The 21098-nt window shown below is 44.5% G+C and carries 18 protein-coding genes; 14 read left to right on the forward strand and 4 right to left on the reverse strand.

All coding sequences use genetic code 11. The features are described 5' to 3' along the window. Nucleotides 1-3: 3 nt before the first annotated feature. Nucleotides 4-255, reverse strand: a complete 252-nt coding sequence (locus tag DW025_RS09800; protein WP_015534536.1) for an acyl carrier protein — start codon at nucleotides 253-255, stop codon at nucleotides 4-6. A 257-nt stretch (nucleotides 256-512) separates the two neighbouring features. Here DW025_RS09800 and DW025_RS09805 point away from each other — a divergent pair, with 257 nt between their 5' ends. From DW025_RS09805 to DW025_RS09815, 3 genes are all read left to right on the forward strand, one after another. Beyond that, nucleotides 513-1466 (forward strand): D-2-hydroxyacid dehydrogenase, encoded by a 954-nt coding sequence (locus DW025_RS09805; RefSeq protein WP_119999732.1) that lies wholly within the window; start codon nucleotides 513-515, stop codon nucleotides 1464-1466. A 62-nt stretch (nucleotides 1467-1528) separates the two neighbouring features. Further along, on the forward strand, nucleotides 1529-2329 hold the full coding sequence (locus DW025_RS09810; protein WP_119999734.1) for a DNA alkylation repair protein: 801 nt from the start codon (nucleotides 1529-1531) through the stop codon (nucleotides 2327-2329). Between the two features lie 39 nt (nucleotides 2330-2368). After that, nucleotides 2369-3388: a PTS transporter subunit EIIB gene (locus tag DW025_RS09815; RefSeq protein WP_119999736.1), complete on the forward strand. Its 1020-nt coding sequence runs from the start codon at nucleotides 2369-2371 to the stop codon at nucleotides 3386-3388. A 20-nt stretch (nucleotides 3389-3408) separates the two neighbouring features. Here the strand turns inward: DW025_RS09815 and DW025_RS09820 are convergent, their stop codons facing one another. After that, on the reverse strand, nucleotides 3409-3942 hold the full coding sequence (locus tag DW025_RS09820; RefSeq protein WP_022215975.1) for a TetR/AcrR family transcriptional regulator: 534 nt from the start codon (nucleotides 3940-3942) through the stop codon (nucleotides 3409-3411). A 313-nt stretch (nucleotides 3943-4255) separates the two neighbouring features. Between DW025_RS09820 and glgB the strand changes: the two genes are divergently transcribed. From glgB to DW025_RS09850, 6 genes are all read left to right on the forward strand, one after another. Then, nucleotides 4256-6133 (forward strand): 1,4-alpha-glucan branching protein GlgB, encoded by a 1878-nt coding sequence (gene glgB, locus DW025_RS09825; RefSeq protein WP_119999738.1) that lies wholly within the window; start codon nucleotides 4256-4258, stop codon nucleotides 6131-6133. Between the two features lie 449 nt (nucleotides 6134-6582). Then, nucleotides 6583-8142, forward strand: a complete 1560-nt coding sequence (locus tag DW025_RS09830) for an ABC-F family ATP-binding cassette domain-containing protein (RefSeq protein WP_119999740.1) — start codon at nucleotides 6583-6585, stop codon at nucleotides 8140-8142. A 234-nt stretch (nucleotides 8143-8376) separates the two neighbouring features. Next, nucleotides 8377-10254: a bifunctional homocysteine S-methyltransferase/methylenetetrahydrofolate reductase gene (locus DW025_RS09835; protein ID WP_119999742.1), complete on the forward strand. Its 1878-nt coding sequence runs from the start codon at nucleotides 8377-8379 to the stop codon at nucleotides 10252-10254. Between the two features lie 140 nt (nucleotides 10255-10394). Further along, the gene (locus tag DW025_RS09840; RefSeq protein ID WP_022215972.1) at nucleotides 10395-11564 is read left to right on the forward strand and encodes an NAD(P)-dependent malic enzyme; all 1170 of its coding nucleotides are present in this window, start codon (nucleotides 10395-10397) and stop codon (nucleotides 11562-11564) included. 154 nt (nucleotides 11565-11718) lie between these two features. Continuing rightward, entirely contained in the window at nucleotides 11719-12018 is a 300-nt protein-coding gene (locus tag DW025_RS09845) for a helix-turn-helix domain-containing protein (protein ID WP_022215971.1), read from the forward strand. After that, nucleotides 12012-12698 carry a LytTR family transcriptional regulator DNA-binding domain-containing protein gene (locus DW025_RS09850; RefSeq protein ID WP_119999744.1) on the forward strand — a complete coding sequence of 229 codons (687 nt, stop codon included), beginning with the start codon at nucleotides 12012-12014 and terminating at the stop codon, nucleotides 12696-12698. The genes DW025_RS09845 and DW025_RS09850 overlap by 7 nt, the downstream gene beginning before the upstream one ends. An 11-nt stretch (nucleotides 12699-12709) precedes the next feature. Here DW025_RS09850 and DW025_RS09855 read toward each other — a convergent pair whose 3' ends face one another. Further along, nucleotides 12710-13489: a YlmH/Sll1252 family protein gene (locus tag DW025_RS09855; protein WP_022215970.1), complete on the reverse strand. Its 780-nt coding sequence runs from the start codon at nucleotides 13487-13489 to the stop codon at nucleotides 12710-12712. Between the two features lie 531 nt (nucleotides 13490-14020). Next, the gene (locus DW025_RS09860; protein ID WP_015534547.1) at nucleotides 14021-14848 is read right to left on the reverse strand and encodes a hypothetical protein; all 828 of its coding nucleotides are present in this window, start codon (nucleotides 14846-14848) and stop codon (nucleotides 14021-14023) included. Nucleotides 14849-14966: 118 nt separating this feature from the next. On the opposite strand from DW025_RS09860, the gene DW025_RS09865 reads away from it, so the two are divergent. The 5 genes from DW025_RS09865 to DW025_RS09885 all read left to right on the forward strand — a co-directional run bounded on the left by DW025_RS09865 (nucleotide 14967) and on the right by DW025_RS09885 (nucleotide 20951). Continuing rightward, nucleotides 14967-15551 carry a helix-turn-helix transcriptional regulator gene (locus DW025_RS09865; protein WP_119999746.1) on the forward strand — a complete coding sequence of 195 codons (585 nt, stop codon included), beginning with the start codon at nucleotides 14967-14969 and terminating at the stop codon, nucleotides 15549-15551. Between the two features lie 187 nt (nucleotides 15552-15738). Next, a complete protein-coding gene (locus DW025_RS09870) occupies nucleotides 15739-16749 on the forward strand; it encodes a LacI family DNA-binding transcriptional regulator (protein ID WP_022217055.1) in 1011 nt (336 codons plus the stop codon). 511 nt (nucleotides 16750-17260) lie between these two features. Continuing rightward, complete coding sequence (locus DW025_RS09875; protein WP_117550075.1) at nucleotides 17261-18568, forward strand: extracellular solute-binding protein; 1308 nt, start codon at nucleotides 17261-17263, stop codon at nucleotides 18566-18568. 104 nt (nucleotides 18569-18672) lie between these two features. Continuing rightward, nucleotides 18673-20109, forward strand: a complete 1437-nt coding sequence (locus DW025_RS09880; protein ID WP_117550077.1) for a carbohydrate ABC transporter permease — start codon at nucleotides 18673-18675, stop codon at nucleotides 20107-20109. Continuing rightward, the gene (locus DW025_RS09885) at nucleotides 20109-20951 is read left to right on the forward strand and encodes a sugar ABC transporter permease (protein WP_117550079.1); all 843 of its coding nucleotides are present in this window, start codon (nucleotides 20109-20111) and stop codon (nucleotides 20949-20951) included. The genes DW025_RS09880 and DW025_RS09885 overlap by 1 nt, the downstream gene beginning before the upstream one ends. Nucleotides 20952-21098 lie beyond the last annotated feature (147 nt).

The raw sequence follows: 21098 nt of genomic DNA on the forward strand, positions 1-21098 counted from the left end.
ATGTTAGCTGACCTTGGCTGCTACAGCCTTGACTACATCGTTCATGTCATAGTAGAGGCCAAGTGCAAGCTCAGAATCATCAAATTCAATGTTAAAAGCCTGCTCAAGTCCGACGATGAACTGAATGATGGAAACGGAATTCACGCCATATTCGGTGGTGAGTTCTGCAGTCATGTCCAGCTTGCCCGCATCTATGTCTGGAAGAATATCAGAAAAAACCTCCAATACTTTTTTTGTTAATGTGTCTTTGTCCATTTCAAACCTCCCATTCGTTTTGATATGTTACCAATGCACGTTACTTATATTTTAATGTGTTTGACAGTATTTTTCAATAAAATTATTCAATCCGTACAGAAATATTTGTGCATTTTTGTGTTAAATGTTAAAATTACCGTGAAGTATATGGTGTAAAATATGGTATAGTTGAATAAAATATTATAAATTTTTTTGAAAAATCAGACAGTTGATGTAAAATATAGAACAACAATATACGATAAGGCAGGGTGATGGACATGAAGATAGTTGTTCTGGATGGATGTGCGGCGAATTCCGGCGATATTAGCTGGGACAGTATTGGCAAGTATGGCGAGCTGACGGTGTATGACAGAACCGACAGGTCAGAGGTGGTCTCAAGGATAGGCGATGCGGAGATCATAACAACGAACAAGACGGTGATAGACAGGGCTGTGATCGAGGCCTGTCCGAACCTCAGATATATAGGTGTGCTTGCCACCGGCTACAATGTGGTCGATGTGGAGGTGGCACATGAGCACGGCATAGTGGTTACAAATGTTCCGGCATACAGTACGGATGCTGTGGCGCAGTTTACATTTGCACTGCTTCTGGAACTGGCAAACAGGGTCGGGGCGCATGATGCGTCAGTGAAGGACGGTGGCTGGGTGAGAAGTAAGGATTTCTCCTACAGTGCGATGCCGACCATGGAGCTTGCGGGCAAGACTATGGGTATCATAGGCTATGGCAGTATAGGTATGAAGGTGGCTGAGATCGCACATGCATTTGGCATGAGGGTGCTGGTGAACAGCCGGACGAGGAAAGCCCTGCCGGATGGCGATTGGATAAGCTGGGCTGAGAGGGATGAACTGTTCGCACAGTCGGATGTGATAAGCATACACTGTCCTTTGTTCCCTGAGACGGAGGGAATGATAGACAGGAGTGCGATAGGCCGGATGAAGAAGACTACATTCATCATAAACACTGCCAGAGGCGGTTGCATAGTGGAGAAGGATCTGGCAGATGCCCTGAACGAGGAACGTATAGCTGGAGCCGCGGTGGATGTCATAGCACAGGAGCCTATGGCGGCGGACAATCCGCTTCTCACGGCAAAGAATGTGATCATAACACCACATATTGCCTGGGCACCGAAGGAGGTCAGGGAGAGACTTCTCAATATAGCGGGTGGCAATATAGAGGCGTTTCTCAATGGAAAGCCTGTAAATACAGTATAAAAAGAATAAGATTAGCTATTGAACAGAAATTTAGCTGTAAGAAGAAAGGATAGATCAGGAAGATGGAGAGCAGTTCTTTTGAGGATGTGAACAGACTGGTTAGGTCTGAACTGTATGAGCACATGGATCCGGAATTTGGCAAATATCTGGCCATGAACCTTCCGGGCTGTGGCAATATAATAGGTGTGAGGCTGGATGACCTGAAGGAGATAGCCAGACAGATAGCCGACATAAACTGGAAGGAGTATCTGAAGCATGCGCCGGATGATACGCTGGAGGATGTGGTCATTCAGGGGCTTGTCCTTGGATTCGCACAGGGCAAGCTGGAGGAGATACTTGCATATGCCGATGAATTTGTTCCCAAGATAGACAACTGGTGGGTGTGTGACTCGTTCTGCAGTACATTTGTGGCGGCATCCATGTACCCGGAGATAGTGTGGGAATTCATCATGAAGTATATGGGAGATTCCGAACTGAATCCTGCGTGGAGAAAGAAGGAGGAGGCAGAGATTCCAGAGGGACAGGGAGGCATCACGGTAGGAACCTGGCAGGATATGTCCGATGACTTCAGACTCAGGTTTGTGGCTATCATGCTGAAGTGCTACTTTGTGAATGACAAGTATATCGACAAATGCCTTTATGCATTTGAACATATGCAGGATGGCGGCTACTATGCAAAGGACGGCGTAGCCTTTGGCCTGGCGGAGAGCTATTTAGTGTTTCCGGACAAGACGATTGAGTACATAAAAGGTGCACAGTTTGACAGGCAGATTCTGGAGATGACTAAGAACAAGATAGAGAAGATATACAGGCTGCCGGAGGCGGATGTGAACAGGTTTGCGGAAGTTATAAATGAATATTAAAATTAAGAGAAGGACATTATATTTGCAGGAGGAATTCTTATGAGAAATTTGAATGCGGATGTGGATGTCCTTTTTGCTTTGGCTGGGATCAATAATATTGAAAATGAGTTTATGGTGGCAATGGTGCTGGTGATTGTCTGTTTGGCGGCTGCGGTATGTCTGACCGTATGGATAAGAAAATACGTCAGGGGAAATGCTTCAGGCAGTCTGGAAGATAGTCAGGATGAGCGGGGGGACAGGGAGTATTCATCGGAGGACAACTACATCGATGGTGATGCTGTAGCCATTGCCATTGCTGGAGCTTTGGGAGGAACAGCAAATATTTACAGTCTGAGGAGCAGTGATACAAGACTTAGAGTTACGGTGAACAACGGGGCGCTGGTGGACAGGAGAAGACTGAAAGCCACAGGAGCTCTGGGAATACTGGCAAAGGGCAGGCAGGTGCAGGTATTCTATGAGGATCAGGTGGAAAGGATATGCCGAGAACTTGGAAGATATATAGATGGACACAGGAAAGATAATATTGAACAGGAGGCTGAGATCGATTATGAAAGAGTGCTTAAGAAGGTGTATGTGCCTGTTGAAGGTGATGTTGTGCGCGTATCTGATATACATTGCCTACAGAACCTGGGAGACGGGAGTGTCGGCTTGTGTGCGATTCGAGCCACACGGGGAGAGATCAGAGCGCCGTTTGACTGCAAGGCTGGATATAGTAAAGCCGGAGAAGGTCAGATAGAGTGTACATCTGAGGAAGGATACGTAGTCAGGATATATCTGATATCAGAGATCGACACCGGATGGCAGAGGACACAGAGCTATGTAGATATAAGACTTACATGTGGTGATGGCGAGAAGGTGCGAAAAGGAAGGCTGCTTGCAGAGTATCCATATGAGACGCTTGCTGGCAGAGGCGAAACTGTATATGCTGTGCTGGAGGTACATTCCGATGAAAATGCTGATACAGGTCATTCTGGTGGTATAGATAAAGGATATCAGCTTAAGATAAACAGGAGAGAGAAAGTGAATTATGAATATGTGGCATGCGAGCTTGTCGTCTGAAAAGCTCACATGCCATTTATTTACGCTCTGGTTGCCCTGTCTATGATTCCAGCAAGGGTATCTATGACCATAGCGGCATCCTGATCTTTGTATTTCAGGAAAGTATAAGCACAGCCTTGTACGAACATTGACACCTCAACATTCTTGGCAAGGTCATCTCTGAACTCGGGACGGACGTCATATATCTTTTCCTTGATGAGGGCGTCGAGCTTGTTGGTCAGGACTCCGTAGCTTCTATTGTCATCAGGAAAGAGTATGGAGAACAAATGTCCCTGGTTGATAAATGCGTTGCATAACTGCCTGCTTGCTTCTGCAGGATTGGTAAGCATATATTCTGGATTTGGAATGTCACCGATGAGGGACAGAAGAGCATCATTTTCGAGGTATTCCGACAGATCATATATATCCTGAAAATGCAGATAGAAAGTCTGCTTGCTGATATTGGCCTTTTCTGTGAGTTCCTTCACTGTGATCTTCTCCACAGGTTTGGTGGCACGCAGTTCGATAAATGCGCTGAATAAGCTGTTGCGTGTACGCTGAATCCTTCTGTCCATAAAAGCTCCTTTCTGATCATACAAAAGCTGTACGCGGGTAATGATTATAAATGGCTGTAAGCGCCCTGATGATGCTCTATGCATTATAATATAGAATACAACAAAAGAAAGATATAGTCAAAAAAACGTATATACATATTAAATCTAATTGTCAATAATTGTCTGGAGTAAATTATTTTACTTTTATCAAAAAACGAATATTCATATAGCGGATGTGCAACGGTATACTGAAGGTAATTTACTACAGTCAAGAAATGACTGCGAGGGCTTGGGTGATGAGACTTGAATATTAACCTTGTATGGAGGAAAAGTTATGGATTTGTATGAGTTTTATTCAGGAAGGTGCTTTGATGCTTATAATGAGCTCGGCGCACACGTTGTGAAGGAGAATGTGGGCAAGAGCAGGAGGAAGACCGTGACAGGCGTGGATTTTGTGACATATGCGCCGAATGCGGAGTCGGTGACGGTCACAGGTGAGTTCAATTTCTGGGGAGAGACTGCCATGAAGAGGTGCTACGACGGCAGCTTTTTCAAGTGTTTTGTGCCGGGGGCAAAGGCTGGACAGATGTATAAATATAAGATATACCAGAGAGATGGATATTGTGTGGATCACTGTGATCCGTATGGATTCGGCATGGAGCTGAGACCGGCATTTGCATCTATAATAAGAGATATGGATGAGTATACATTTGGCGATGCAAGATGGATGAGGACACGGAATGAGTGCAAGGGTGGTCCGCTCAATGTGTATGAGATGCACATGGGCTCATGGCACTGCAAGCCGGTGTATGATGAGAATGGAAAACAGCTGACACCGGAAGAAGTCATTGAGACTGACCGAGTTGCTGAGGGCTGGTATACATACAGAGAGATAGCACCGATGCTTGTGGAATATCTGAAAGAGCAGGGCTACAATTATGTGGAGTTTATGCCGCTTTCGGAGCATCCATGTGATGAGTCATGGGGCTACCAGAATACCGGATTCTTCAGTCCGACGGCTAGATACGGAACGGCGGATGACTTGAAGTTCCTCATCGACACGCTTCACAAGAACGGCATAGGTGCCATCATGGACTATGTGCCTGTGCATTTTGCACTGGATGGATATGGACTTGCAAAGTATGACGGAACCAATCTGTATGAGCATCCGACCGATGATGTGGGCTACAGCGAGTGGGGTAGTAAGAATTTCATCCATTCCAAGGGAGAAGTTCAGACATTTCTCAAGAGTGCGGCGAATTACTGGCTCACCGAGTATCATTTTGATGGTCTCAGGATGGATGCCATCAGCAGGATAATCTACTGGATGGGCGACGAGTCTAGAGGTGTAAATGACAGGGCGGTTGAGTTTATAAAGGGGCTTAACCAGGGACTTAAGGACAGACACCCGTCATGTATTCTCTGCGCCGAGGATTCCACGGACTACAAGGGAACCACCAAGGAAGTCGGATACGGCGGACTGGGATTTGACTACAAATGGGATATGGGTTGGATGAATGACACATTGAATTTCTTCAGGACTCTGCCGTTTTGCAGAGGCGACCAGTATCACAAGCTGACATTCTCCATGATGTATTTTTATAATGAGAGATACATGCTGCCACTCTCGCATGACGAGGTTGTGCATGGCAAGGCAACCATAGCCCAGAAGATGGCGGGATCATATGAAGAGAAATTCCCAAATGCAAAGGCGCTCTACGCCTACATGTATGCGCATCCGGGCAAGAAGCTTAACTTCATGGGTAACGAGATAGCCCAGCTAAGAGAGTGGGACGAGAAGCGTGAGCAGGACTGGGATATACTGAAATACCCGAACCACGATTCATTTAACAGATTTATAAAAGATTTGAATAAGCTCTATCTGAAAGAGCCTGCGCTGTCAGGGTGGGATGATGATCCTCACGGGTTTGACTGGATACTCTGTGGCAAAGAGCAGGATGTTGTATATATATTCCAGAGAGTTATTGAGGAAAATAAGATAGTAGTAGTCATGAACCTATCAGGAAATACATACAGGGATTATCACTTCAGATACGGCGAGGGCAATTCCATGAAAGTCCTCATGAACACGGACTGGAATAAATACGGTGGAAACACTAAAGACACCGTAAAGAGTATCAAGGGCGTATGTGGTGACTTCGGCTTTGATCTTCCGGCTCTGTCTGTAATATATTTAAAGCCGGTGGACTAGGAGTGGCTGTGCTTTACGGATGTATAAAGTCAGTTGATCTTCGAAACACGGGGATCATTTTGATGGATCAATTATAGTTGTTCAGGCTAATTATGAAAGAGTACATTAAAGGTGTACGTGACATTAATAAAAATAATTGACTGTTCATAGTGTATATTTTGTGATATAAGTAAACAGCAGAAATTAAAGGAAATTATTACAAAGACAGGCACTTCATCCGCATAGGAGTGAGTTGTATCCGGGTATATGCCAAATCGGTAGTGAAGCCGCCTGAGCTTCGTTTCGCTTCTGCGCTAAGGCGGAGCGGGCAAACGCCCTTATCGCCCGCACAGCCGCATGCACGATGGAAGCGGGACGAAGTTCGGGAAGGCAAACGTGATTTGGCATATACCCGGATACAAACTCGCCCGTGCGGATGAAGTGTCGTCCGTCAGACAAGACAAGGAGAGATTATGATATTAGATGTAAGCAACCTCAGCCATGGATTTGGTGACAGGGCAATATTTGAAAATGTGTCATTCAGACTTCTGGCAGGCGAGCACATAGGGCTTGTCGGCGCAAATGGTGAAGGTAAATCAACCTTCATGAATATAGTGACGGGCAGTCTCATGCCGGATGAGGGTACAGTGACCTGGGCGAAGAATGTGAAAGTCGGATATCTGGATCAGCACACGGTCCTTGAGCCGGGCATGACCATAGGCGGAGTGCTGAGGGATGCGTTCTCCAGACTTTTCGATATGGAGAAGAGGATAAATGAGATATGTGACAAGCTGGCGGAGGTCACTGACGAGGATGAGATGAACAATCTTCTTGAGGAGATGGGACTTCTTCAGGATCTTCTGGACAGCCATGACTTCTATATAATAGATTCGAAGGTTGAGGAGGTTGCCAGAGCATTTGACCTGTTGCAGCTTGGACTGGACAAGGATGTAACTGAGCTGTCGGGCGGACAGAGAACCAAGGTTCTGCTGGCGAAGCTTCTGCTTGAAAAGCCGGAGATACTTCTGCTCGACGAGCCTACGAATTATCTTGATGAACACCATATAGAGTGGCTCAAGAGATACCTTCAGGAATACGAGAATGCGTTTATTCTTATATCCCATGACATTCCGTTCCTGAATTCAGTTGTAAATATCATATACCATATGGAGAATTGTCAGCTCAACAGATATGTTGGCGATTATGACAAGTTCCAGGAGGTGTATGCGGTGAAGAAATCCCAGCTTGAGGCTGCGTACAGAAAGCAGCAGCAGGAGATATCTGAGCTGAAGGATTTTGTGGCGAGAAATAAAGCCCGGGTTGCCACAAGAAATATGGCTATGTCCAGACAGAAGAAACTTGACAAGATGGATGTCATTCAGCTTGAGCGTGAGAAACCGAAGCCTGAGTTCAACTTCAAGGAAGCGAGAACCTCTGGTAAGGTCATATTCGAGACCGATGATCTGGTGATAGGTTACAGCAAGGACAAGCCGCTTTCCAAACCGATGAATCTCCGCATGGAGCGCGGTGACAAGATAGCCATCACAGGAACGAATGGTATAGGAAAGACGACATTCCTGAAGAGTGTGCTTGGACTTATCCCGGCTATATCCGGCAAGGCACAGCTTGGCGACTATCTGCACATTGGATACTTTGAGCAGGAGGTCAAGCCGAGTGAGAATACATGCCTGCAGGAAATCTGGGAGGAATTCCCGGGATATACCCAGTATGAGGTACGTGCGGCTCTTGCCAAATGCGGACTTACCACCAAGCATATCGAGAGCAAGGTGAAGGTCCTCTCGGGCGGCGAGCAGGCGAAGGTGAGACTTTGCAAGTTAATCAACACTGATACAAATGTGCTTCTGCTTGACGAGCCGACAAACCATCTTGACGTTGATGCTAAGGATGAACTTAAGCGTGCTCTCTCGGAGTACAAGGGTTCTATACTTCTGGTATGTCATGAGCCTGAATTTTATGATGGTCTTGTGACAGACGTGTGGAATCTGGAGCAGTACACGCTGCTCCAGTGATCAGATATTATAAAATTGTCAGGTTCAAATAGATTTTTTGAACCTGGCAATTTTTTAGCGTAAATTTGACTAATCGCAATTCCTATATTATTCTATATAGTACAGTTTAATATGGTAAAGTGCTAAAGATAAATGCGCACTCAGCGCAGAAATAGATACATCTGCTCAAAAAGTACTGTATAATCGTACGGATATAGACGCAGGTGAAAAATAATATTAGGATGGAGATGTTAGATGAATATACTTGAAAGCTTAAAGGATAAATTACTTGTTGCAGACGGAGCATTTGGAACCTGTTATGTGGGTATGTACGGAGAGCAGGGAACTGTGGCTCCGGAGCTTGCAAACATACGTCACCCTGAGCGGGTGCTTGAGATTCATAAAGAGTACGTGAAGGCGGGAGCCGGACTTATAAGGACCAACACATTTGCGGCAAATACAGCGAGTCTTGATGCTGACATGGATTATGTCATTTCAAATGTGCGTGCAGCGGTGAAGCTTGCGAAGCAGGCTGCGGAAGAAGATGTGGAAGCAGCAGATTGTGTCAGGACGAGTGATGCAGTTGTGACAGAAGCCGATGAATCTGGAACATATCGAAAAAAGGTGTCCGTTGCTGGAGATATAGGTCCGATACCTGCGGATGCCGGTCTCACGTTGAATGAAAGGGTGTCACAGTACAAGCTGCTGGGTGAGGCGATGCAGGACATGGGAGTGGATATCATCTGGTTTGAGACATTTCCTGAGTTCAATGTGCTCGAGCCTGTGGTGAAGCACCTGAAGGCAAGAAAGAACACGCCGGTCATGGTGTCGTTCTGCGTGAACCAGTTTGGGTACAGCAACTGTGGATTTTCGGCAAGAGCATTGCTCTCCCAGGTGGCAGGAAATCAGGATGTGGACTGTGTTGGATTCAACTGCGGAGTTGGTCCGTACCATATGCTTCAGCTTCTGAAAAAGCTGGATATAGACTGCGGAAAGCCTGTATCAGTCATGCCGAATGCGGGATACCCGAAGTTTACACAGAGCAGACTGGTGTTCAATGACAACAAAGAGGGATTCATAGATAAGATCCAGGACATAGCGGCGCTTGGTGCAGATATCATAGGAGGATGCTGCGGAACAAATCCTGAATACATACATCAGATCATGGAATGGGTGAAAACCGGAGATATTGCAAAGGCTGCCAAGGTTCATGTGGAAAAGGTACAGGCTGACAGTGCTGTAAAGGACAATTTTCTCAAAGGACGTCTGGAGCGTGGCGGGGCAGCCACAAAAAATGCCGACGGACACAAGCACAAGCTGATTGCTGTGGAGCTGGCACCTCCGGTGGATGTCAACGATCAGAAGCTGCTTGATGCAGCCCATATACTTAAGCAGTCACATGTGGATGTGGTGACATTCCCTGATTCGCCATCGGGAAGAACCAGAGCGGATTCCATACTCATGGCGGAGAAAGTGCATAAGGAGACAGGACTCAGGGTCATGCCGCATCTGTGCTGCCGTGATAAGAATGCCATAGCCATAAGGGGAAGCGTGCTCGGTTCACAGCTTAATGGTATAAAGGATTTCCTTGTCATAACAGGTGATCCGGTTCCGGTCATGTTCAGACAGACGACCAGGAGCGTGTTCAACTTTGATTCAGTCGGAATGATGAAGCTGCTGCAGTCTATGAACGAAGAGGTGTTCAGCGGGGATAAGATCACCTACGGCGGAGCGATCAACCAGAACAGACTTAACACAAAGTTTGAGATAGACAGAATAAAGAGAAAGATGGAAGCCGGGGCTGAATTCTTTCTGACACAGCCGGTGTTCTCCAGAGAGCAGGCACAGATCCTCAGAGACATGAAGGCTGAGACCGGCGCGACAATACTTGTGGGAATCATGCCGCTTGTCAGCAGGCGAAATGCCTTGTTCATGAAAAATGAGATGTCAGGCATAGAGATCCCGGACGAGATCATAGAGAGATACAGTGAAAATGCCACAAGGCAGGAAGGCGAGGAGTGCGGCATACAGATTGCCAGAGATATACTTGAGTACACTTCGGATTTTGCAGATGGATATTACTTCTCGTTCCCATTCAACAGAGTACATATGCTGGCACATATCGTTGACTAAAATGTGAGTCAAGGTTATTATGGAATAAGCGGTGTTGCCGGGGAAAACAGGGATTCCGGAGCAGCGCTATATAGGAGAGGCGCTGTTATATATACAGTAGATAAAATACAGGATGCGCGGATGCGCAGAAAGGAACAGACATGGATTACAATAGTTTAAGTCTTAAGATGCATGAGGAGCACAAGGGTAAGGTAGAGGTAGTGTCCAAGGTGGCAGTGAAGAACAGAGACGATCTGAGCACGGCTTACACACCGGGCGTTGCAGAGCCTTGCAGAAAGATCCGTGACAATAAGGCTGACGTATACAAATATACATGCAAGGGCAACATGGTTGCCGTGGTATCAGACGGAACAGCGGTTCTCGGTCTGGGAGATATAGGACCTGAGGCAGCTATACCTGTAATGGAAGGAAAGTCCATACTCTTCAAGGAGTTCGGCGGAGTTGACGCATTCCCTATCTGCCTTGACACAAAGGATGTGGATGAGATCGTTGAGACAGTAAAGCGCATTGCACCTGTATTTGGCGGAATCAATCTGGAGGATATATCAGCTCCAAGATGCTTCGAGATAGAGAAAAGACTTAAGGAAGAACTTGACATTCCTGTATTCCATGACGATCAGCATGGTACAGCTATCGTTGTGTCAGCAGGACTCATCAATGCGTTAAAGCTTGTCGGCAAGCCGTTTGACGAGGCAAATGTGGTTATCAACGGAGCAGGTTCTGCAGGTATATCAATATGTAAGCTTCTGCTTCAGCTCGGTATAGGCAATGTGGTTCTCGTGGACAGGCAGGGTGCTCTGTGTCCTGGACAGGACTGGATGAATCCGGCACAGGCAGAGATGGCAGAGATTACAAACAAGGACAGACAGACAGGTTCTCTTGCCGAGATAATGAAGGGTAAGGATGTATTTGTCGGAGTTTCAGCTCCAAATATCGTGACAGCAGAGATGGTTGCATCTATGGCAGCAGATCCTATAGTATTTGCCATGGCAAACCCTACACCTGAGATCATGCCTGAGGAAGCGGCAAAGGGCGGAGTAAGAGTAATGGCGACGGGCCGTTCGGATTATCCAAACCAGATCAATAACGTTCTAGTATTCCCGGGAATATTCAGAGGTGCCCTGGACGCCAAGGCAACAGGCATAACTGAAGAGATGAAGATGGCAGCAGCCAAGGCTATCGCATCCATTGTAACAGATGATGAGCTCAAGGAGGATTACATCATTCCTGGAGCATTTGACGAGAGAGTTGCTAAGGTGGTTGCCAAGGCTGTAGCTGACGAGGCAATAAAGCTTGGAATTACAAAATAAGAATAAAAATAAAGTTTTTCGAAATATTTAGTAAATAAGTGTACTAAAAATCGCATCTTATGTGGAAAGTCCGCATGGGATGCGGTTTTTTATTTTGCGATTTTATTGTAAAGTAATATTGTTGTCCGCGGGGACGGATAGGGAGGAGAAAAAATTGAACAGTGTTATTATTGGGCAGAGAATAAAGGATGCCCGCAAGTCTATGAACCTCACACAGAAGGAGCTGGGGTATCTTATCTATGCAGATGGCAAATATATAAGCCGTCTTGAAAATGGCGGAAGTCTGCCGAGCCTGAAGCGGCTGGTGCTGCTGTCGAGGGTGCTTAACCGCACATGTGATTATTTCATATGGGATATCGATGTGATGGAGGAGGATGTGACTCCGAGGGAGGAAATCGTTATCCGGGATGAACAGGAGCGGAAGCTTCTGCAGCTTTGGAGGGAGATATGCTGAAGATTGCTGTGTACAGTGAGGAGAAAGTAATGAGCCCGTTGTTGCAGGAGTACATGGGTATATGGCAGAGAGATGCGGGATGTGTGTGCGCTGTGAGATATTATGACAATGTGCATGCGATCATGGTCGACATGGATCTTGAAGGAATTTACGATGTAGTGGTGGTGTATCGTTCCTGGGATGTGGCCGATGTCTTGAAAAAAGACCGCAGGGTAGGTAGTCTCGTGATGATAGCAGCAGGAATAAACCGGAGATTGTATGATATCCAACCGTGTTATATTCTGTATGAACCTGTTAATGCGGCAAATTTCAAAAAGGTGATGACGATGGCGGTTGAGGGGAGCCGGGATGAGAGAAGATTCACATTTGTATCCGGAAGGGTGAGATACAGTGTAGATACCCGGAGCATAATGTATTTTGAAAGCGAACTGCGTCGCATAAATCTGGTCACAACGGAACAAAAATATGTTTTTTATGGAAGTATTGGCGAGATGGAAAAGCGCATGAAGGTGGACTACGGGGGATTTATCAGACCACATGAATCCTATCTTGTAAATCCGGATCATGTGAGCAGATGCACGGCTCATGAAATGATACTGACAAATGGTAAAAGTATACACATCAGCGCAACAAGACGCGCTGATGTGAAAAGATACTACAGTGAACTGATCAATTGCTAGTTGTTAGAAGATCAAATATATCTGAGTAATTCTATGTTCAGTCTGCCCTTCCGGGTTGCGCTGCCTGTCTCGACAAATTCATATTTGCCATATCCACGTATTGAAAATACGTCGCCCGGTTTTAACTGGTAGCTGCTGTTTTCGTACAACCTGTTGTTTAGTGAAAATTTCTTTTCCCTGAACAACAGGGATGTGCTGCTTCTTGAAAGGCCTGTTATTGTGGCGGTCACTGCGTCCGCTCTTGCAGATGCCGCGATTATGTGCAGAGGTTCCTTTTTTATCTGTATCTCATCAGTATCCTGGGTGCTGCAAAAAGTACATTTTACATTTGTGTGCCTTATCTTTGTCAGATTTTCTGCGATATAATCGGCAACAGTGTCCACACAGAATATATAGGCATTGTTGTGCTTGCCAGAATGAGTGGATTCGGTGACCAGTATATCGCCCACCATCTCCCTCTCAATGCCAAGATTCATAAGTGCCCCAAGGAAATCCCTGTGGTTCAGATCGTCTGAGAATTTGTCCGAAACAGCGGAAACCTTCATGGTGCAGATGGGAAAAGCCGGTGCGTAGCCGCAGTCGGCTTCATTTCCAAAGGCGATCATAACGCGGTCGCAGGATTCCCTGCCTCCAAAGATGGTATATCCTGCAAATGACAACTGTTCAAGATTGCTGTAAAATACTTCCATGTCTGCAGCACTCAGAAAATTAGTATATGTATATCTGTTCTGGCGGAAGGCGGCATTTGCCAGATCCTTTAACCGCCCCTTTAGAATATCGTTTTCATTCATAGCATGTCCTCCGAGATCATTGACTTCTTACTATTATATTACAACACTCCGATCTTCGCCAACAGTCAAACGAATTTGACAGCTTTGCACGATAATCTGAAATTTATTGTTGCGAAAAGTGATCATAATGAACAATAAACCGTTCAAACGTGAATAAAACAATCATTTTGCATTCAAAAATCTTCTAAAAACTATTGAAATGCGCAACTGTTGATAAATTACCACAAAAAAAAGCCTTCGTTTTATAAATTTTTGCGTATTTACAATTTCAAAGTGTTTTGATAGTATATGGGCATAACAAGGAGATGAGTTGTGATCAACAAGCCTTCTGGTTATAAAAAAGACAATCACTTATATTTTGATAGACGGAGGGTTCCCTTAGCACGAAATTCGTAGAAATCCCTTTATACGATGTAATGTAACCCCATAACCCCAAACCCCAAAACATAGGAATCCTCCACTCCCCCCTTCTTAACAGCCTGTCGCATAAACGACGGGCTGTTTTTATGTTCTGAAAAACAGGGGGGGGATTTAGAGTTTCATATTGGATGCACTTATGGCGTTACCGAGTTCTGTGAGACTTTCCACGAAGGCTGCGTATTTGCATATGTCAGTCATCTTAGATTTTCTTTTGCTATTTCCGAGAATGCTATAGATATAATCTCTTGACTGGTCGATTATATATGTTGGCGTTGTGTCGTGCTCGTTGTTGAATAACATGGATTTGAAGTTTTGAAAAAAAGAATAAATTTCATAATCTATAGAATTGTCATTCCGCTGCATGTATTCGAGAAGCATATCGATATAGCGCAAAGCTGAGTGTACGTACAGGATAGAGTTTTCGTTTATGTACAGTACGGTTTCCGGCACAAAGAAAGATGGATGTGCGAAACCTTTTATGCTGTGCAGGGCTTCCATTTTCTGGGTGGCTGACTGGTTGAACGAGTAACGGTTTTTGTATTGTTCAATGATAGAGAGCGTGTCCGCTGAATTATTTTTTGCTATTACGCGCCGTCTCTCGTTGATGTACAGTTTTAACTCCAATAGAAGAAAATATATATCCGGGGATGAAAAACGCTGCGAGTTTTTGATATACGGAAATGAACCTGTCATTCTTCTGAAAAATGAGTCTGCTGTGGCATAATTGTTTATTATGCTGATGGCTGCATCTACATTGAAATTCTGGACAAATTCCCTGGTTGCGGGCTGATACACTGTCTCGTTGTCAATGCGGGATACATAGGAACTAAGAAAGATTATCTTCTCTTCTGCGGTGAGTTCGTATCCGTTGAGGTTACAATAATTGATGGCGGAACAGGGGGCATCGGTTTGTGTTTCGGCATTGTTTAAGTCTGTCATAATGATCTCCTTTGTTTTTGTATGGATAAAAATGTAGCACTTTAACGCGATAAGTGGTAGGATATTTATGGATACAAAATTGTACAATCTGTATAAATGTATACAATGGAGGAGAGAGATGAATAGAAGGAGAACAAAAAAGGGGGTGTCGGATTCTACAGAAATGGTAGATACGATAGGCTTCAATATGCGGGATATCCGCAAAAACAGCAGATCTTCGAAGTATACGGTAAAGTATATGGTTGCGGAGATAAATAAGCTCCTGCCGGAGAATCATAAGATAACAGAAGGGCTATATTACAAGTGGGAGAATGAGGAGAGGTTTCCGACAGTGCGGCACATTCCGGCTATAGCTAGTGCTCTCGGTGTGTCTGAGACTGCACTTTTTCACTGGCAGGGTATGAAGAATGGAACTGTCAACAGCAAATATAGTCAACTGGTTGAGAGCGTTAAAGCACTTGGAGATGACAAGACGGCTGATATAGCCTGGCTTGCATCGGGTTGGTCAGGTGACCTTAAAGCTCTGGTTGAATTTGACATGCTGTATGCAAGTCTGTTTGCGGAGGACAGACGGGATGTGGCATCTCTTGGAATAAGATTATATGATGTGTGCAGGAAAGAGGGCAGACTGAATCCGGATGTGCCATCTGTGGATTTCTCTTATTTGCAGCAGGCTCTCAGGGATCTGTGGGCATCAAAGTAAGATATAATTGCACAAATAAAAAAAATATCTTTGTTCTTTTTGACAAAATAGCCAACTTGACATGGTAAAAATCAAAAAATTCTTGACTTGTGCACAAAAAAAGCTATGATAATATCAAGGGCAACCGATTGCGCATGGAGCGTTGCGCAAATGCGGTGATACGTGCTGAACAAAAGGAGACTTGAATATGGAGACAAAAGAGTCAGGCCAGAAGATGACCATTTCTGATGTGGCTGAGGCGTTAAATATATCTAAGACTACAGTATCGAGAGCGATTTCCGGAAAGGGAAGGATCGGTGCCGAGACAAGGCGGAGAGTTCTCGAGTATATAGAGGAGCATAATTATAAGCCAAGCGTTATAGCGAAGGGGCTGGCACAGTCAAAATCCTATAATATAGGGTGGGTCATGCCGAGCGACTACAGCGTGGTGGATCTGCCATTCTTTCAGAAGTGCCTGATGGGATTGCTGGAGATGGCTGCGCCAGTGGATTATGATGTGCTTGTGTGTACAGTGTCACCGGATGATATGAGCCAGCTGGAGAGAATTGTTGAGAATCATAAGGTGGATGGGGTTGTACTTGGAAGAACTCTTGTGAATGATGCCCCGGCAGAATATCTCAAGGAAAAAAAGATACCATTTGTTGTGGTTGGAAGTATGGATGATGACAATGTTGTCCAGGTTGATCATGATCACAGAAGTGCATGCCGTGAGCTTACATCTATACTGCTTGCCAAAGGAATGACTAAGGTAGCCCTCATGGGTGGCAATAAGAATCATGTGGTAACCCTCAACAGGTATAGAGGATATCTTGATGCGATGGAGGATATGGAGGTACCGGTAGATAACAGCCTGGTATACTTTGATATAGATAATTCAGTATTATGTGAACATGCCATTGAAGAGATAATGAAGCAGAAAGCAGAATGCATACTGTGTATGGATGATGGAATATGCCAGAATGTACTTAATATATTGGATAAGAAGGGCATAAAGGTGCCAACTGATGTGAGAGTTGCGTCATTCTACAACAGCTCACTTCTGAACAATTACCAGCCTGCGATCACATCGCTCCAGTTTGATCCGCGTGAGCTTGGAATGGTAGCATGTAAACTGCTGGTGGATTTTATAGAGGGCAACGAAGTTAAGAAGAAGACACATCTGGGTTATGAACTCAGATTAAAAGAGTCAACGAAGTAATTCATAGTTATATATCCTTCCCAGAGGGGCGTCAGTGTTTGGCTGACGCCCTGTTTTTATGTGAAAAGAGCCAGAATATGCGCAACATGCGCAAAAAATGATGCGCGACGGGCATGAAAATACACCATAGAATATTGCTGTTATAGCAATATTCTATGGTGTAACAAAGAGAAAAGTAATGAAAAAACGGCCTAAATGAGTGTAATAATGGCTGGAAAAGGAAATGAAACATGAAAATCTTACATATGGGATTGCAGATGATTAACAAATATTACCATATATAGTGTGCAACGCAAACGGGTGCGCAAAATATAACGAACATGGAAACGTTTCCAAACAAAGTGACTTGTGCAAAATGTATATTTTTTTATTTTGAAAGTTATATGAATTAGTAGTTGACAACAATAAACAGAACTGATAATATATAACCATAAAGAACAACCGATTGCGCACGGGAAACAAAAAGAGCAACTAATTTTCTTATTATTTATTTAAAGAGGAGGACATAAGAATGAGAAAGAAAGTTTTATCATTAACACTTGTTGCTGCGATGATGGCAGGATGCCTTGCGGGATGTGGCAACGCAGATTCAAAGGACGAAGGAACAACAGCAGCTGCTGGCGACAGCACAACACAGGCTGCAGCATCAGATGATGCAATTCAGAACTTAATTGATGCAACAACAGGAACTGTAGATCTTTCGGTATGGGCTTCTGAGGAAGATCAGGATCTCACAACACAGGTTATTGAAGAATTCAAGAAAAAGTATTCAGATGTTGACTTCAACATCACACTCGGAGCCGAGTCTGAGTCAAAGGCAAAGGATGATATCCTGGTAGACGTTGAGGCTGCTCCTGATGTATTCGCATTTGCTGATGATCAGATCAATGAGCTGGTTAAGGCTGGTGCACTTCAGCCGGTACAGGCTACATACACTTTTGATGTTGCAAACGAGAATGTGGCAGCTTCTATAGAGGCAGCTTCTGTTGATGGAACATTATATGCATATCCAATGACAGCAGACAACGGATACTTCATGTTCTATGATTCATCAGTATTCACAGAGGATGATGTTCAGTCGATGGATGCCATGATCGAGGCAGCAAAGAAGGCAAACAAGAAGATCGCTATGAACGTATCAGATGCATGGTATGTATACTCATTCTTCCAGGGCGCAGGTCTTGACCTTACACTTAACGATGACGGACTTACAAATACATGTACTTGGAATCAGGCAGGCGGTACAGACGTAGCTCAGGCAATTCTTGATCTCTTTAAGACAGGCGTATTTGTAGATATGGATGATCCTACACAGGCAACAGCAATCGCTGAGGGTACGATCTGTGCAGCAGTTAACGGAACATGGAGAGCAGCAGACGCTGAGGCAGCATGGGGCGAGAACTATGCAGCAGCTAAGCTCCCTACATACACAGTTGCAGGCAAGCAGGTTCAGATGGCATCATTCTCAGGCTGCAAGCTTATCGGTGTAAACCCACATTCAAAGAACGTAGGCTGGTCAATGCTTCTTGCTGAGTATCTTACATCAGAGGATACACAGGTTACAAGATTTAAGCAGAGAGGTCTTGGTCCTTCAAACATCAACGCTTCAGAGTCAGAGGAAGTTAAGGCTAATCCAGCTATATCAGCTCTTGCAGCTCAGGCAGCATATGCAACACCACAGCGTGTAGGCGGTAACTACTGGACACCAGCAGAGACACTTGGTTCAATCCTTGCTCAGGGTAATCCGGACGGAACAGATCTTCAGAAGCTTCTCGACAACGCTGTAGAAGGAATTGAGGCACCTGTATCACAGGAGTAATTTTAAATAAGAAGTACTTTGAATAATATTTATAAGTTATAATGAGAATGCCTCATATGTCATTCGTGGCATATGGGGCATTTTAAAAAGAGAGGAGCTTTTTCATGAAGAAAATATCAGGATTCTTTAAAGCCATAGGAAGATATTTCAAGAATTTTGGTGTTGCTTTTGCAAAAGGTGATATATGGGTTAAGCTCTCAGCGGTTATCATGGGTGCAGGTTACTTCGCAAGAAAGCAGATCGTCAATGGTTTGATCATGCTCATCGTTGAGGCTGCGTTTGTGTTGATGTGCGTAGGCTATGCGGCACCAAACCTTGCCAAATTTGGAACTCTTGGAACTGTAAAGTTTGAGCAGGTATTTGATCCACTCACCATGCAGACAACTACTAATAATTACGACAATTCTTTCCAGATCCTTCTCAATTCGGTGGTTGCGTTGTTCATCATTCTTATATTCGTGCTTTTCTACATTCACAATATCAAGACAGTGTACAAGCTTCAGCAGATGAAGGAAAATGGAGAACATATAAATACATTCAAGGAAGATATGAAGTCACTCTTCAACGAGAAGTTCCACATAACACTTCTCACACTTCCGACAATTGGTGTAGTCATAATGAATATTCTGCCAATACTGATACTTATTGCAGTGGCATTTACCAATTATGATCAGCAGCACCTTCCACCAAACTCACTGTTTACATGGGTGGGCTTCAAGAACTTTGCAAGCCTGTTCTCAAACAGCATGACAGTAACATTTGGATATTCATTCAGAAAGGTTCTTGGCTGGACACTTGTATGGGCGGTCATGGCGACATTTACCACATTCATAGGCGGTATCCTTCTTGCCAAGGCGATCAATTCCAAGACAACCAAGCTGCCAAAGATGTGGAGAACACTTTTCATCATATCAATAGCAGTTCCACAGTTCGTAACACTGCTTTTGGTTAGAAACTTCTTCGCTGATTCCGGTATTGTGAACACTATCTGCTCAAATATCGGTATCACAGACCTGCTTAAGCATGCAGGACTTGTCGGTGAGCATCTTACATATATACCGTTCCTGACTGATCCTCACTGGGCAAAGGTAATGATCATTCTCATCAATATCTGGGTCGGTGTTCCATACCAGATGCTGATCGCAACAGGCGTTCTGATGAACATACCTACAGATCAGATCGAGAGTGCAAAGATCGATGGAGCAACAAATTTCCAGGTGTTCTGGAAGATCACAATGCCATATATCCTGTTCATCCAGGGCCCGGCACTTATAACAGACTTTGTAAAGAACATCAACAACTTCAACGTAATCTACCTGCTCACACAGGATGTATTCGTCACACAGAATCAGGCTCTCGCCAATTCGCATGCGAAGGAAGTTGACCTTCTTGTTACATGGCTGTTCAGACTTACAAATGAATACTACGACTACAAGATGGCATCTGTTATCGGTATCATAGTATTTATCATATGTGCAGCATTTACACTTATATCATTCTCAAGAATGATTGCAGGAGATAAAGAGGAGGAGTACCAGTAATGAAGAAAACAATAGGTTCAATCGTTAAACATATCGTATTACTTGTCCTCGCAGTTATCTGGCTGGTTCCGATCATCTGGCTGATTGTCACTTCATTCAGCGGATATAAGGGAATCAATACAGCGCATTTCTTCCCAACGAGCTGGTCTATGGACAATTTTGTTCAGCTGCTTACAAGACCTGACTCGGTTGTGCAGTATGTGTCATGGTTCAAGAATACACTTATTATTGCAGTATTTACATGTATCATCTCTACTATATTTGTAATTATGGTCAGCTATGCGATGAGCTGCCTGAGATTCAACGGCAGAAAACAGATCATGAGTGCGTCGCTGATACTCAATATGTTTCCTGGCCCACTTCTCATGATAGCAATTTACTTTATCCTGAAGATGCTGGGACTTACAAACAGCCATTTCGGTATGATCATAGTTTACTCAGCGGGATCGGGACTTGGATTCCTCATCATGAAGGGATTCATGGACACAATACCAATGTCACTTAAGGAGGCTGCCAGACTTGAGGGCGCTTCGGAGGCAAAGATATTTACGAAGGTAATTCTTCCTCTGTGTAAGCCAATAGTTGTGTATCAGGTAATCAGTTCTTTCCTTATACCTTGGGGCGATTTTGTATTCGCAAAGCTTATGCTCAACTCAGGAGTTTCGAAGGACTGGACAGTAGCTATAGGTCTTTACAATATGCTTGAAAAATCACTCGTCAACAAATACTTTTCAGTATTCTGCGCCGGCGGTATCGTGGTAGCTATCCCTATCTCAATACTGTTCGTCATCATGCAGAAGTACTATGTAGAGGGCGTGACAGGCGGTTCTGTAAAGGGTTAAGGCGGACGGTCTGAGAGAAATGAGAAAATTTATTTTGGGCAGGTGTCTGCGTTGCCGGATGGACCACATATGGATGGTGGTGCGGATGCCTGCTATAATTAGCCCTAAAATAGGGCAGACAGGATGAAAAATGAGGATATTGTCGCT

It is taken from the genome of Coprococcus sp. AF38-1, from assembly GCF_003603945.1.
In the GTDB taxonomy this organism is placed as follows: Bacteria; Bacillota; Clostridia; order Lachnospirales; family Lachnospiraceae; genus Coprococcus; species Coprococcus aceti.

Bases quoted from the DNA above. Each gene is read 5' to 3' on its own strand.
- glgB (WP_119999738.1), top strand. From the start codon at position 4,256: ATGGATTTGTATGAGTTTTATTCAGGAAGGTGCTTTGATGCTTATAAT.
- DW025_RS09815 (WP_119999736.1), top strand. From the start codon at position 2,369: ATGAGAAATTTGAATGCGGATGTGGATGTCCTTTTTGCTTTGGCTGGG.
- DW025_RS09865 (WP_119999746.1), top strand. From the start codon at position 14,967: ATGAATAGAAGGAGAACAAAAAAGGGGGTGTCGGATTCTACAGAAATG.
- DW025_RS09805 (WP_119999732.1), top strand. From the start codon at position 513: ATGAAGATAGTTGTTCTGGATGGATGTGCGGCGAATTCCGGCGATATT.
- DW025_RS09835 (WP_119999742.1), top strand. From the start codon at position 8,377: ATGAATATACTTGAAAGCTTAAAGGATAAATTACTTGTTGCAGACGGA.
- DW025_RS09875 (WP_117550075.1), top strand. From the start codon at position 17,261: ATGAGAAAGAAAGTTTTATCATTAACACTTGTTGCTGCGATGATGGCA.
- DW025_RS09860 (WP_015534547.1), bottom strand. From the start codon at position 14,848: ATGACAGACTTAAACAATGCCGAAACACAAACCGATGCCCCCTGTTCC.
- DW025_RS09810 (WP_119999734.1), top strand. From the start codon at position 1,529: ATGGAGAGCAGTTCTTTTGAGGATGTGAACAGACTGGTTAGGTCTGAA.
- DW025_RS09840 (WP_022215972.1), top strand. From the start codon at position 10,395: ATGGATTACAATAGTTTAAGTCTTAAGATGCATGAGGAGCACAAGGGT.
- DW025_RS09820 (WP_022215975.1), bottom strand. From the start codon at position 3,942: ATGGACAGAAGGATTCAGCGTACACGCAACAGCTTATTCAGCGCATTT.
- DW025_RS09870 (WP_022217055.1), top strand. From the start codon at position 15,739: ATGGAGACAAAAGAGTCAGGCCAGAAGATGACCATTTCTGATGTGGCT.
- DW025_RS09885 (WP_117550079.1), top strand. From the start codon at position 20,109: ATGAAGAAAACAATAGGTTCAATCGTTAAACATATCGTATTACTTGTC.
- DW025_RS09800 (WP_015534536.1), bottom strand. From the start codon at position 255: ATGGACAAAGACACATTAACAAAAAAAGTATTGGAGGTTTTTTCTGAT.
- DW025_RS09880 (WP_117550077.1), top strand. From the start codon at position 18,673: ATGAAGAAAATATCAGGATTCTTTAAAGCCATAGGAAGATATTTCAAG.
- DW025_RS09855 (WP_022215970.1), bottom strand. From the start codon at position 13,489: ATGAATGAAAACGATATTCTAAAGGGGCGGTTAAAGGATCTGGCAAAT.
- DW025_RS09850 (WP_119999744.1), top strand. From the start codon at position 12,012: ATGCTGAAGATTGCTGTGTACAGTGAGGAGAAAGTAATGAGCCCGTTG.